The 14564-nt window shown below is 38.6% G+C and carries 13 protein-coding genes; all 13 read right to left on the bottom strand.

The features are described 5' to 3' along the window. Window positions 1-2: 2 nt before the first annotated feature. On the bottom strand, window positions 3-1181 hold the full coding sequence (gene aroC, locus HNQ98_RS01370; RefSeq protein ID WP_014974435.1) for a chorismate synthase: 1179 nt from the start codon (window positions 1179-1181) through the stop codon (window positions 3-5). Window positions 1182-1232: 51 nt separating this feature from the next. Next, entirely contained in the window at window positions 1233-2300 is a 1068-nt protein-coding gene (aroB, locus tag HNQ98_RS01365) for a 3-dehydroquinate synthase (RefSeq protein WP_135197487.1), read from the bottom strand. Window positions 2301-2347: 47 nt separating this feature from the next. Continuing rightward, entirely contained in the window at window positions 2348-3340 is a 993-nt protein-coding gene (aroF, locus tag HNQ98_RS01360; protein ID WP_135197488.1) for a 3-deoxy-7-phosphoheptulonate synthase, read from the bottom strand. A gap of 3 nt (window positions 3341-3343) precedes the next feature. After that, window positions 3344-4171, bottom strand: a complete 828-nt coding sequence (gene aroE, locus HNQ98_RS01355; RefSeq protein ID WP_135197489.1) for a shikimate dehydrogenase — start codon at window positions 4169-4171, stop codon at window positions 3344-3346. A gap of 1 nt (window position 4172) precedes the next feature. Continuing rightward, complete coding sequence (locus tag HNQ98_RS01350) at window positions 4173-6110, bottom strand: transketolase family protein (protein WP_135197490.1); 1938 nt, start codon at window positions 6108-6110, stop codon at window positions 4173-4175. 481 nt (window positions 6111-6591) lie between these two features. After that, the gene (fakB, locus tag HNQ98_RS01345; protein ID WP_135197491.1) at window positions 6592-7443 is read right to left on the bottom strand and encodes a fatty acid kinase binding subunit FakB; all 852 of its coding nucleotides are present in this window, start codon (window positions 7441-7443) and stop codon (window positions 6592-6594) included. Window positions 7444-7449: 6 nt separating this feature from the next. After that, entirely contained in the window at window positions 7450-7950 is a 501-nt protein-coding gene (locus tag HNQ98_RS01340) for a dihydrofolate reductase (protein WP_135197492.1), read from the bottom strand. Then, the gene (locus HNQ98_RS01335) at window positions 7937-9148 is read right to left on the bottom strand and encodes a CCA tRNA nucleotidyltransferase (protein ID WP_135197493.1); all 1212 of its coding nucleotides are present in this window, start codon (window positions 9146-9148) and stop codon (window positions 7937-7939) included. Before HNQ98_RS01335 ends, HNQ98_RS01340 begins: the two co-directional genes overlap by 14 nt. A 71-nt stretch (window positions 9149-9219) precedes the next feature. Further along, window positions 9220-10485, bottom strand: coding sequence for a tetratricopeptide repeat protein (locus HNQ98_RS01330; protein ID WP_135197494.1), 1266 nt, complete (start codon window positions 10483-10485; stop codon window positions 9220-9222). 212 nt (window positions 10486-10697) lie between these two features. After that, the gene (hbs, locus tag HNQ98_RS01325; protein WP_407139346.1) at window positions 10698-10997 is read right to left on the bottom strand and encodes a non-specific DNA-binding protein Hbs; all 300 of its coding nucleotides are present in this window, start codon (window positions 10995-10997) and stop codon (window positions 10698-10700) included. Window positions 10998-11178: 181 nt separating this feature from the next. Further along, window positions 11179-12492: a ribosome biogenesis GTPase Der gene (gene der, locus HNQ98_RS01320; RefSeq protein ID WP_135197495.1), complete on the bottom strand. Its 1314-nt coding sequence runs from the start codon at window positions 12490-12492 to the stop codon at window positions 11179-11181. 96 nt (window positions 12493-12588) lie between these two features. Next, window positions 12589-13779: a 30S ribosomal protein S1 gene (gene rpsA / locus HNQ98_RS01315; RefSeq protein ID WP_184284890.1), complete on the bottom strand. Its 1191-nt coding sequence runs from the start codon at window positions 13777-13779 to the stop codon at window positions 12589-12591. Window positions 13780-13874: 95 nt separating this feature from the next. Further along, window positions 13875-14552 (bottom strand): (d)CMP kinase, encoded by a 678-nt coding sequence (cmk, locus tag HNQ98_RS01310; protein ID WP_014974447.1) that lies wholly within the window; start codon window positions 14550-14552, stop codon window positions 13875-13877. Between the last annotated feature and the right edge of the window lie 12 nt (window positions 14553-14564).

Here is a 14564-nt window from a genome sequence, read left to right as displayed (position 1 = left end):
TTTTAAAAGGCTTTAACTTCAGCACGGTAAACAGCTACTTGTTCTTTCATACGTTCAATACTATCTGCATCAAACTTGTCTAAAACAGCTTTTGCTAATTCGATAGCAACCATGGCCTCTGCAATAACTGCTGCAGCAGTCACAGCGGTTGTGTCCGATCGTTCAATTGACGCTTTGTGATCTTCATGTGTGTCAATGTCTACAGATTGCATAGGTCGGTATAATGTCGGAATTGGCTTCACAACACCACGAACAACAATTGCTTCACCGGTTGTCATTCCACCTTCAAAGCCACCTAAATTATCTGATCCGCGATAAAATCCCTTATCTTTGTCCCAAAAAATTTCGTCCATGACTTGATCACCATATTTTTCAGCATTATCAAAGCCACCGCCGAACTGCACACCTTTAAACGCATTAATGCCTACAATTGCTCGAGCAATTTTACCATCTAATTTATCATCTGCAGAAACATAAGAACCTATTCCCACTGGCATTCCGGTTGCAATGACTTGTACTTGACCACCAACAGTATTAGCATCACGCTTCGTCTTATCAATTACTTCGCGAATTGCATCGTCAGCTTCTTGGTTCAAAGCACGTGTCTCAAATCCTTCAGTAACATTTCGTAATTCTTGTAAGGACTTATATTTCGTCAATTCATTTAAATTAGATTTTGCCGGGCCAACATTGACGACAAAACCATGCACATCAACGCCTATTTCTGCTAATAATTTTTTAGCTACCGCACCAACTGCTACACGCATGGTCGTTTCACGTGCAGATGATCTTTCCAACACATTACGTAGATCATCATGATGTCGGTATTTGATACCACCCACCAAATCAGCATGCCCAGGACGTGGACGTAACACTTTACGTAATGTATTTTCTGACGTTGCTGGTGCATTTGGTGCCATAATTTTAGACCAATTATTATGATCATCATTATGCACATTTAGCGTAATCGGTGAACCCAATGTTTCTTGATGACGAACACCAGTTAAAAATGTTACCGTATCCGTTTCAATTTTTTGGCGCTCACCTCGACCATAACCACGTTGACGACGCGCTAATTCAAAATCCACATCTTCTTGTGTAATATGTAATCCGGCAGGTATGCCCTCAATTACCGCAATTTCTTCTGGACCATGGCTCTCGCCTGCTGTTGTGTATTTCATTATTTATCATAAATCTGTCTATATGTATTAATGTTAGGCAGATTTTCCCTTTCAATTTTGTTCAATAAATGCTGGCATATCAGTAACATTTTTCTTAAAAATAATTGGCTTCCCCACTGCTGATAAAGCAACCAAATTCAATGTGCCACCGTGATTCTTCTTATCATTAATCAAGTGATTGAAAAACTCTGGTTGACCAATAAACTCAGAAGTAGTAGGTAATCCAACTGCTACTAATCGCGTTCTAATTGCCTCCGTTAAGCCTTTTGGTGACACACCATCACGTTCGAATTTTTCAGTGATAGCTATCATACCGATTGCTACTGCTTCACCATGCCGTAATCCACCATGCGCGAGCAATTCAATGGCATGCCCTAATGTATGCCCAAAATTCAAGAATTGGCGTTGCCCTGATTCTTTCTCATCAGCCATTACAATTTTTGCTTTATAAGCAATTGAACGCTGTGATAATTCTTGAGCATGTTGATAAATATCTGATACTGATTTAATTTGGCCAGTATAGGCAAAAAAATCTAGGCTATCTAAGGCTGATGTCTTGACTACTTCACCGTAACCTTCAACAAGATCACGCTTGCTTAATGTATCCAAATAAGTGCTATCGACTAGCACTAAATCTGGCTGATAGAAAGAACCTGCAATATTTTTAGTTTGACCTAAATTTACTGCTGTTTTACCGCCAACTGATGAATCAACTTGCGCAGTCAGTGAGGTGGCTATTTGGATGAATGCAATGCCTCGCATATATAAAGAAGCGACAACACCGCCTAAATCACCAACAACACCACCGCCTATAGCAATTAAACCATCACCTCGAGTAAACCCATGCGCAGCTAATTGGCCAATTAAATCACCGGCAACAACTAATGATTTGGACTGTTCACCAGCTGGGACAACTAATGGTAAAACTTCAAAACCAGCGTTTTCTAATTGAACCTGCGTGTCAGCAAGATATAACGGACCAACGTTACTATCTGTTAATATGGCAATTTTTCTTGGCGTCCAAACAGAGGCCACTTCTGAACCAATTTGCGTATGCAGATTATTATCAATTTTAACGTCATATGACTTGTCATTAAAAGCAACATGGACAACCGACATGATTGACTTCCTTTCTTAACTGAGCTAAGTGGTTTAAAAATTACCTATTATTGAATAGCTTCACGAACTTTACGTGCCTTATCTGCCAATTGTGAAAACTGGGCTGGGGTAAGTGCCTGTGCCCCATCAACAAAAGCATGGGCTGGATCATCATGGATTTCTGTCATCAAACCTTGTGCACCAGCAGCAATGGCAGCTAATGCAAGTGGTTCAACAAATTTAGACACACCAGCGGCGTGTGAAGCATCAGCGATTACTGGATAATGTGTCAAACTTCTTAATACTGGAATAGCTGATACATCTAACGTATTACGTGTATATTTATTATCATAAGTTCGAATACCACGTTCCATCAGAATAATTTGATCATTACCACCTGCGGCAATATATTCTGCGGCATTTAATAAATCATCAATTGTTGCTGACATACCACGTTTCAAGACAACTGGCTTACGCTTTTGACCCAATGCTTTTAATAACGCAAAGTTTTGCATATTACGTGTTCCAACTTGGAAAATGTCAGTATATTGATCAACCAAATCAACGTCACGTGTGTCTAATATTTCAGTTACCATATCCATGCCAAGTGCATCAGCAGCAGCACGGTGAGCTTTCAATCCTACTTCACCATTCCCCTGGAAAGAATATGGGGATGTTCTTGGTTTGAAAGCACCACCACGTAAAATAGTTGCACCAGCTAACTGCACATCGCGTCCCATCTCTAACACATGTTCAGGGCTTTCGATTGAATCAGGACCAGCCATAAATGTAAAATCATCTCCGCCAATGCTACTATGTTGTGTCTTAATAATTGTATCTTCTGGATGAAAATCACGTGAAGACTTAATAGCCGCATGATGTTTTTCAATAATTTGCACATCAGCAGCTTTTAAAGTACGCAGCTGTTCATCAGAAAGTTTTTTAACACCAGCTAGTGCAACTCGGTTGCCATGAACAAAAACTGGTTTAATTGGATTATCTGTGTCCATCTCTTGGGCAATCTTGCGTGCTGTTTCATTATCCTTGGTTACTAAAATCATAATTTATTTCCCTTCTACTACTTGTTGCATTAATTGTCGATCAGCGGATTGATTAAACCAATATTCAAAGCTTAATGCACCCTGAGCGACTAACATTGGTAACCCATTTTGTGTTAACAGTTGGTGCTTAGCACCAGATTTTAAAAGCGCAGTTTGTTTATTACGATAAATCATATCTACCACTAGCGTATGTTGTGGCAATAAGCCAACCTGATAATCCGTTAATAATGTACGTGCATCATTCATGCCTACAGTTGTGGCATTAATCAAGAAATCTGCCTGTTGCAAAGCATCAGATATAGCTTGATTATCTGCCAAGTCGGCTAATTGCCCAATGCCTTGGCTTAAGTATGCAATGGCTGTTTCACGCTGTGACCAATCAGCATGTGTCCGATTGAAAACCGTGATATCTTGAACACCGTACTGCTTTGCCGTTGCTATAACAGCTCTAGCAGCGCCACCACTACCTAAAATGACGACATGCTCATGTGGCTGATTTGGATTAATACTTTGCCAAAAACCATCACCATCCGTACTCGTGCCGATGAGCCGACCATTCACATTTTTTACGGTATTAACAGACTGTAACCGTTGAGCAAGTGGCGTTAATTCATCAAGATAAGTGATAACATCTGTTTTATAGGGCGTTGATACATTGAAACCACCAACATTTAATGCACGAAATCCCTGAATCGCTGCACCTAAATTATCAGGTTTCACATCAAATGCATGATAATGTGCATCAATTTGGCGAGCAGTAATCATGGCATTTTGCATAAAAGGCGATCTTGAGTGACCTGCAGGGTGTGCAATTAAACCATATAATGTCATATCAACTCTCCAATTGTTCTAAAATTTTTTCAGCAATGACGTCAGCTTGTAGACCGTAAAGCTCTAATACACGCTGTGGTGATGCACTGATTCCAAAGTCATCAGTTCCAAAAATCAGGCCATCTGATCCCGAAACTGCCTGCCATCCAAGCGTTGTTCCTGCTTCTATTATCACATTTTTTGCACCATTTTTGGGAATAATTTTTTCTCTTTCTTGCGTTGGTAAAGCTAAAAATCGTTGTAAATTAGGCATTGAAATGACATTAGCTGATTGAGATAGTTTTTCTTTCACTGCCAATGCAATTTGTACTTCTGATCCAGTCGCAATCAAATTAACTTTGGCATCTATCTCTCCAATCAACTGGGTAGCCCCAAATTGCATAGCTGCTTGCGCCTGTTGACTTGTCCCTTGTGTGCCAATACCACCACGACTTAATATAATTACTGTTGGACGATTAGTACTTTCCAATGCATCACGCCAAGCTTGGCTTATTTCATCAGCTGTTCCTGGTCGTAAAACATCAATACCTGGAATCATCCGTAATCCCATTAATTGTTCAATTGGCTGGTGCGTTGGCCCATCTTCTCCCACAGTGATACTGTCATGTGTGAAAACGTAAATTACCGGTTGCTTTTGTAAAGCACTGAGACGAATGGCAGCTTTCATGTAATCGGAAAAAGCTAAGAAAGTTGAGCCAAATATTTTTAACCCACCGTGAAGCGCAATGCCATTCATGACCGCCCCCATACCAAACTCTCTAACACCAAAAGCAATATTACGACCACTTCTATTAGCTTGATCAAAAACCGGAGACCCAACAATTTCTGTATTGGTTGAAGCCACTAAATCAGCAGATCCACCCCAAAGTTGAGGTATTTGTTGACTAAAATCCTGTAAAACATGCTTCGAAATTTTACGTCCAGCTTGGGCTTTAGTGTCATTATCTAAAACCGGTAAACTTGACACACTATGATGCGTAAATGTTTTAAATTCTGCTAACTCAGTTGGATCAGGTACTTCTTTTTCTGCTAAGCGAGACTGAATACGTGTTTTTATGTGATCACGTACATCTTCATCTAATTCAAAATTATCAATGTTAACATCTAATGCTTTGGCTAAATCAATTATTTGTTCATCATTTAGTGGTGTGCCATGCGCTTTATTGGTTCCCGCAAATGGACCATAGGCGCCAATGGTTGTTTTTACTGAAATGAATGTTGGCTGTTTTGATTGTTTAGCCTGTTGAATCGCCTCGTGAATAGCTAATGGCTCATTTCCATTACTTACTTGCAATACTTGCCAGCCATAACTAGCGAATCGTGCCATATTATCAGAAATATCAGAGCGATCCTTATTCCCATCAAGGCTAATGTTGTTATCATCATGTAACACAATCAATTGAGATAATACTTGTTGCCCGGCTAATGACGCCGCTTCATGACTGACCCCTTCCATTAAATCGCCATCACCAACCAATGCATAGGTATAATGATCAATCACTGTCGGGAAATCCAAATGTAACTTTGCCTCTGCCATCGCCATACCAACCGCCATACCTAGTCCTTGCCCAAGTGGGCCGGTGGTGGCTTCAACACCTGGTGTTACACCAACTTCTGGATGCCCTGGCGTTTTAGAATGCGGTGTTCTGAACTGAGCTAAGTCATTGGCTGTCAAATCAAATCCTGAAGCGTGTAAAGTAGCATATAATAGTGCTGCACCATGTCCTGCTGATAAAACAAACCGATCACGATTAACTAATTCTGGTTGTGTTGGATCAACTACCAATTGATTAGCATACAATTCGTACAATATCGGTGCCGCACCTAATGCAATTCCTGGGTGCCCTGACCCAGCTTTTGTAATCATTTTGTTAGCTAACAAACGTAAACTATTAATAGTTTTTGTTTCAATGGTCGTTGATACTAGTTTTTCACTCATGGCTTTCTCCTAAAAAAATTGTGCTAGTGATCAACACCTAGCACAATTTTTCAGAAAGTATATTACTATACAGACAAAAAGTCACTAAGTGTTGAGTTTCCACTTAGTGACTTCACCTCGAAAAGCTTCTGGTCGCTAAGTGCATCGGCGGAACCGACGCACTTAATATGCGACGGTTCTACATAAACCAGAAGTAATAATAATTGTTATTTTTCAAGATTGCGTTATTCATAATTTTCTCTTATTTCTATTTGATATATTTTACTATACACAAGAAAATGATAAATGTCAATATTTTATGATAAATAAATGTGATTTATAATATTTTAATTTCAGATATATCTTTTTTGAAGTATTTTCTCGATACATCACATTTTTTAATCAGCAACAGAAAATAAAAAATCAGAAGTTGACTAGAGAACATCGCTAACTTCTGATTTTTATCATAAAACATATTATTTTTCACACATAGACTGCTTTACTAGCGCGCATGATAAAGAATGGCTAATGCACCAACGCCTGTATGGGTTGATATAATTGGTCCAGTACTCATCACCACAATGTTAATATTCGGCCAAATATTGTTCAAACGTGTCGCCATTTTTTCAGCAACTTCTGGAATACCCGCATGCGAAATACCGATAGCCATCATCTCTGAATATTCTTGCATTTTAGCAATTACTTCATCATTAAATTTAGCAATAGCTTTCATGCCACGCCCTTTACTCACAACTTCAACTGAACCTTTTTCGTCAACAATAGCACCAACTTTTATATTAAGTAAATTACCAATCATACCAGACGTTTTGCTTAATCGACCACCAGCAACCATGTTATCAAGAGATGTGAAACTCAGAAAAGTGCGTGACTCAGAACGAACTTTTTCGATTGCAGCCATAATAGTAGCCATTGACTCACCAGCCTGTGCCATTCTAGCAGCAACCAATACAGGAAATGCTTGGGAACGATCAGCATTTAACGTATCAAATGTTGTAATTTTCGCAGACGTCAAAGCAGCAGCTTGTTCTGCTGCGTGGACAGTCCCTGATAAACCAGATGAAATATGTAAACTCAAAATTTCTGAATCTGGATTTTTTTTATGAATCTCGTCATAAACGACTTGAAACTTACCAATTGATGGTTGGGAAGTTTTTGGCAAACTATGACTGACCTTCATTTTTTCCAAAAATTCGTCACGTTGAATCGTCACGCCATCTTCGTAAACAGTTTCATCAATTTGAACTGTTAAGGGTACTACTGTGATATCATATTGTTCAATTTCTTCATGTGTTAATGCTACGGCTGAATCCGTAACAATTTTAATATTAGTCATTTTGCCTCAATTCTTACGCTTATATCGTTCAACAACAAATCCGTAATCATTTTTTTCATCTTTTTCATGTAACTGCTTGCTAACTAATTCGAATTCTGACAAATCAATTGGATCAACAAATGTATCGCCATTGATAATACCATCAATTCGCGTAACAACTAGTTCTGTCGCATAAGGCATAAAAGCTTGATAAATACTGGCACCACCAGCAATCGATATGTCTCTTTTTTCTGTCTGAATCAGTTTAAGCACCTCTTCTACAGAGTGAGCTATTAAAACATCATCGAATGCAGTTGACCAGTCTCTTTGCGTCGTCAATACCAAACTTGTGCGATTAGGCAACGGACGCCCAATGCTCAGCCAAGTTGTACGTCCCATAATCATTAGTGTATTTGTTGTTTCTTCACGAAATAACTTTAAATCGTCCGGCATATGCCATGGTGTTGAACCATCTTTGCCAATAGCATGCTTTTGATCTTCAGCCCAAACCATTTTAATTTTTGTCATGTGAGAATTGCTCCTTTGCAAAAGATGTTAATGCCTCTGGCGTATTACTTACCTCACCCAATACTACGGATTTCTCCATAGCTTTGAGTGCATGTCCCATTCCAGGTCCAGGTTGAACGATGCCTAATTTAATTAAATCACTACCATTAATCGCTAACTCTGAACTCTGTGTAATCGGTAACATCTTAAGTATACTGCGTACATGCTGAATTGTCTCGTCTGCTACGTCGGTAATTCTTAAAATCTCGAGGAGTACATCGGCATATGAGTAAACAGTGTATAGATCCAAAATGGTCACATTTTCAATCTGTCGAACGATCGGGACAACCGCGATAACGGTTTTCATGATGTCACGACTTAATTTCCACTGACGCATAAAATGAGTCATTTCTTGAATTTTCAATGGTGATCGTGTTAATAAATGACACCAAACAACGACTATGTGATTTGCTTGATATATTTCCAAATCTGAAATAATTAATGATAATTCCCACTGACCAATATGCCCTGGCAAATACAACATCACTTTATCTTGAACTGCTATTTTTAAACTATTGGCAGCAGAAGCGCCCATCAACATTTTTTCAAACTCTACACGAATACGTTCAACAGCAATTTTTTCAAGATTAGGTACCAATTCTATCAATGCTTTCTGTGTATCTGCTTCAATGATAAAACCTAACTGTGCACTAAAACGCAAGGCACGCATCATCCGCAGCGCGTCTTCTGTAAAACGCGTCTCAGCATCACCAACAGCACGAATAATGCCATTTTTAATATCGTCTAAACCGCCAAATAAATCAACAATTTCACCATCCAGAGTCATTGCTAAAGCGTTAATTGTAAAATCACGGCGTTTCAAATCCTCAGACAAACTCCGTACAAATGTCACTGAGTCTGGTCGTCGAAAATCGGTATAAGTTGATTCTGTTCTAAATGTTGTAATTTCATAACCTTCACCATGATCTAGAACCATTACTGTGCCATGCTGAATACCAGTATCAACTGTCTTTTCAAAGAGAAATTTAACTTCTTCAGGGAATGCAGAGCTAGCAATGTCAACGTCATGAATAACTTGACTTAACAGCATATCTCTTACTGAACCACCCACAAAATAAGCTTCAAAACCAGCACGTGTTAATATTTTTAAAATTGGTTGCGCCCCAATAAATTCTTGAGGCAACGTATTAATTTTCATATATTAGTCCTTCAATCAATTATACCAAAAATTGCTATGTTAAATAATTGCAAATTATGATTGACATCTATTTAAAATAACAGATCTTCCAACCTCATTTGCATATCAGCATCATCTGGTTCTAAAAACAAATACTGTTGCATCGTTTTAATTTCTAATTCTTGATTACCCTGTTCATGATACCAAGCAATAATATCAGATAAAAATTGTGTATTCTCTTGGAAATAAGGTTCAGCAGTTAACCAATTTTTTTCTGTTTCCTCTTCATTACCAATTGCTCCGTTAGCACGCGCCAAATCCCAGTAGAATTGTGGATCAATCACGTCGTTGGCTATATACTGAGTTAACAAATTGATGTCTTCTTCAAACTGACGCTCAGATAATAATAAGCTAGATAGCAAAATAATCGTCGTTACGTCTTCATCATCAACCACCAATGCTTGCTGATAATAAGCTTTAGCGGCATCGATATCTCCTATTTGTTCAGCTGCCGAACCAGCTAAACGATATAGACGTGTATTGGTTTCATCTTCAGATAAGCCAACTTGATATGTCCGATAAGCCGATTCAATATCTTGTTGACTTTCATAAGCTTGCCCAAGTAAAGGATAAATTGACGTATATTTGGGATCAATTTCTAATATATCATTAAATACCTTAATAGCATCCTCTTGGCGAGCATTTTCTTGATATAAAACGCCGAGTTGGAAACGTGTGTCTACCGACATTGTTTCTGGCTTAATTTGTTCCAAATAACCCACAGCATTTTCATAATTGCCAACCTGTGCATAAGCCACGCCGATTCTTGCCACAATATCGACACGACTAATTTCTCGTTGCCCACGTAGCAGCAATTCACGATACCTTGGAATTGCGTTTTGGTACGCTTGGTTGGCATAATAGAATTCTGCCAGTGCAAACTGAATAATGTCTTCATGCCCTGCTATTTTCTCGGCTTGTAATAAACTATGTTCAGCTGATTCATTAAGACCTTCAGATTGGTAAATATCTGCTTTTACTAGCAAAGATTGTAAGTATGAGGTTGAATCTGGCATGATTTGCGCTAAGTAATCTTGCGCCTCGTCAATATTACCATCTTCGATAGCAATATCTGCTAATGCTGTACGGATTTCATCTTCATCAGGGTATTTGTTCAGTAGCTTTTTGTAAGCGCGCCTTGATTGATTCAAAAATCCAAGTGCATATAGTTCTTCAGCTAAGCTATATACTAAATCATCACTATCTTTCCGTAACGATTTAACAAACAATTGCTGCGCCTTTTCTAATTGCCCAGCGGATAATGCATCCAACATTTGTTGTGCATAAGTTGTTGACATTAGTTACTCCCCTATTCGTATTTAATACTTTATTATCTTATCAAGAATTAAAATTGCCATCAAAGTCAATCATATATTTTTTAATAACAATTTATTCTAACATAAAAAGCAAGCCCAATATGGGCTTGCTTTTAAATCTTTAACAATAGAAGATCACAAAAATAATTTATTCATCAAAAGTATCTTTGAATCACTATATATCAGAGATTCTATTACTTAACAGCTTCTTTCAAAGCTTTACCAGGCTTAAATGCTGGTACTTTTGATGCAGGAATTTCGATTTCTGCACCAGTTTGTGGGTTACGTCCCTTGCGGGCTGCACGGTCACGAACTTCAAAGTTACCAAATCCGATTAGTTGAACTTTTTCACCATTCTTCAAAGATTCTTCGATTGACGCAAATACTGCATCAACTGATGCAGTTGCATCCTTTTTTGTCAAGCCTGTTGCCTTTGCAACTGAATCTACTAATTCTTGCTTATTAGCCATGTTTGTTCTCCCAAGAGTATTTATTAACCGCTGAGCGGTTTGTGAAATGTAGTAAACCCAATCACTACTTCATGTAAATAGAATAACACAAGAAAGGCTGAATGTGTAGTGTTTATGCGGGTTTCAGCCTTTCGTAATATTTATGTTACATAAATATTACATTTTTGCAAAGAAACTTGAATTTTGTCAAATTATTGCGCCAACTCTATTTACGTGCGCGAACAATTAACTTGACTGGTGTCCCAGTAAAATCAAAAGCTTCACGGATTTTATTTTCCAAAAAGCGTTCATATGAGAAATGCATTAATTCAACATCATTTACAAAAATAACAAATGTTGGTGGTTGCGTTGCCACCTGGGTTGCATAATAGACTCTCAGACGTCGGCCATTATCTGACGGCGTTGGATTAACAGCAATTGCATCCATAATCACATCATTTAATACAGATGATGAAATTCGTTTACGATGATTACTGTCAACATCTTTAACTAATTGTGGTAAACGTTCTAAGCGTTGCCCAGTTTTAGCTGAAACAAAAACAACAGGTGCATAATCCAAAAACTTAAATTCTACACGAATCATTTCTTCAAATTCTTTCATCGTGTGATCATCTTTTTCTATTGCATCCCACTTGTTCACAACAATAATCATTGCACGACCAGCATCATGAGCAAACCCAGCCACGTGTTTATCTTGTTCGCGAATACCAGCTTCAGCATCAATAACCATTAAAATAACACTACTATTATCAATTGCTTTTAAAGCACGCATGACTGAATACTTTTCAGTATTTTCATAAACTTTACCACGTTTACGTATACCAGCAGTATCTACCATGATAAACTCATCACCTTCAGGTGTCACAAAGCGTGTATCAATAGCATCACGTGTTGTTCCTTCAATATCTGAAACAATCACACGCTCCTCACCAAGCATAGCATTAACAATAGATGATTTTCCAACATTTGGTCGTCCAATAATACTAAACCGTGTTACACCATCATCTTCTTGTTCAGCTGCTTCATCTGGGAAGTGCTTGACTACTTCATCTAATAGATCCCCTAGACCCAAACCGTGTGAACCAGACACTGGAAACGGATCGCCCAAACCAAGAGCATAAAAATCATAAACATCTTGTCGCATTTCTGGATTATCAACTTTATTGATAGCTAATACGACAGGTTTCTTAGTCTTATACAGCATTTTAGCAACTACTTCATCAGCTGATGTCAGTCCTTCACGACCAGATGCAACCATAACGATAACATCGGCCTCATCAATCGCTAATTCCACTTGCGCACGTATTTCTGACAAAAATGGTTCATCTCCAAGTTCAATACCTCCGGTATCAATCATTCGAAATTCATAATTCAACCATTCTGCTGGTGCATATAACCGATCACGTGTCACACCTGGTTGGTCTTCAACAATCGCAATACGTTCACCTGCCATACGATTAAATATTGTTGACTTACCAACATTAGGTCGACCAACAATCGCAACTATTGGTGCTGCCATAAAGGCACCTCCTTTTATATCTGTGAGCAGTATTTCTCTCACTTTTCTTTTCAAAATAAAAGAACTGGCGAGCCAGCTCTTCTGTCTTAACTAATCTTACAACTTATCACCAAAGATGTCACCCAATGTAGCACCTGAATCGTCATCTTGCTTATAAGCAGCAATATCTGCACGTGAAGCTGATCCATCTTTACCACGACGTTCTTGATGTTCTGGCTTTTCTTCCAAAGCCTTCATTGACAATGAGATACGTTCTTCAGCTGGCTTGATGTCTAAGACTTTAACTTGAATCTTATCACCTGACTTCAAAACTTCTGAAGGATTTTCAATACGCTTATTTGAAATTTGTGAGACGTGAACAAGGCCTTCAATACCAGGCAAAACTTCTACGAATGCACCAAAATCCTTAACGCGCTTAACTGTTCCTTCAAGGACTGCACCAGCAGCAATTTCTTCAGCTGCCTTATCCCAAGGTCCAGGTTGTGTTGCTTTAATTGACAATGAAATGCGACCCTTTTCAGTATCTAATGCTAAAATCTTAACATTAACCTTTTCACCCTTTGACAAAACATCTGCAGGGTTCTTTACGCGATCATGTGAGATTTCTGATACGTGGACCAAACCATCAACACCACCTAAGTCAACGAATGCACCGAAGTCAGTCAAACGAGCAACTGTACCTTCAACCACATCACCAACAGTCAACTTGCTGAATACTTCAGCCAAATGTGCGCCGCGTTCTTGTGCTGCAACTGCCTTACGTGACAAAATCAAACGTGCATTAGCAGGATCGATTTCGATAACTTGTGCTTTAATGTCCTTATTCTTGAATTGATTCAAGTCAGATACAAAGCGTTCTGCAACCATTGATGCAGGAACAAATCCACGTACACCATTAACATCAACAATCAAACCACCACGAACGGCATTAATAACTTTAGCATCAACAGTGTCGCCTTCACCAAAGTTCAAGTTTTCCCATGCCTTGCGAGCATCTAAGCGCTTCTTTGACAACAAGTATGAAACACCTTCCTTGTCGCTTGTTACATTAGAAATCACAACAGCCTCAATGCTGTCACCAATTTTCAATTCGTCTGCCAGGTTGATGTTACGATCGTCTGAGTACTCACGTGCTGGCACAACTCCTTCTTCACCGGTAGGCAGACCAATTACTGCTTGGTTATCATTATCAATGGTCAAAAGCTCACCTGTAATAACATCCCCCACCTTGATTTGATCTGCTGCGCTTTCAAGAGCTGCTAAGAACTCGTTGTTTGTTTCACTCATGACGTCTAACGTCCTCCTACAATTTACACTATGGATATAGTTTACCAGAATAATTATCTTTTGTATAGTAAAAACAGCGTTTTCACGCTGTTAAATTAGTTATTTTGATTCTTTTTAATAATATTTGTGATTTTCGACACAACTTCTTCAATTGATAAACCCGTTGTATCTACCAATATTGCATCACTAGCTTGAGTTAACGGACTAATTTCGCGATGTGAATCTTTATAGTCACGATCTTCAATATCTTTTTTTAAGGTTTCAAAATCAGGCGTCATGCCCTTGGCTGTATTCTCTTTATAACGTCGTTCTGCACGCTCTTCAACACTTGCTACCAAAAAAATTTTGACTTGTGCATCTGGTAATACCGTTGTTCCAATATCACGTCCATCCATGATAACGTGATTATCAGTAGCAATTTGACGTTGATATTTTAATAAGTTCTCTCTTACTGAGGCATACGAAGCGACTAACGATACATTGTTGGTGACATCTGTCGACCGAATAGCCTCAGTTATCTCTTCATCATTTAAAAAAACACGTTGGACTGGTACCCCTGGTTCAAAACGAATCGAGATATTTGGTAGTAATTCGGCAATTTGCTCTTCATTTTCATATGAGATACCTGCTTTTTTAGCAGCTAATGTAATTGATCGGTACATCGCACCGGTATCAACATACACATATTTCAAATTTTTAGCTATTATCTTGGCAATGGTTGATTTACCCGCTGATGCCGGTCCATCAATGGCTACTTGAAAATATTTTGTCATGTTTTCCTCTGA

The sequence above is a fragment of the Leuconostoc carnosum genome (assembly GCF_014207505.1).
GTDB lineage: Bacteria > Bacillota > Bacilli > Lactobacillales > Lactobacillaceae > Leuconostoc > Leuconostoc carnosum.
This window is presented reverse-complemented; position numbering and strand designations above follow the sequence as displayed.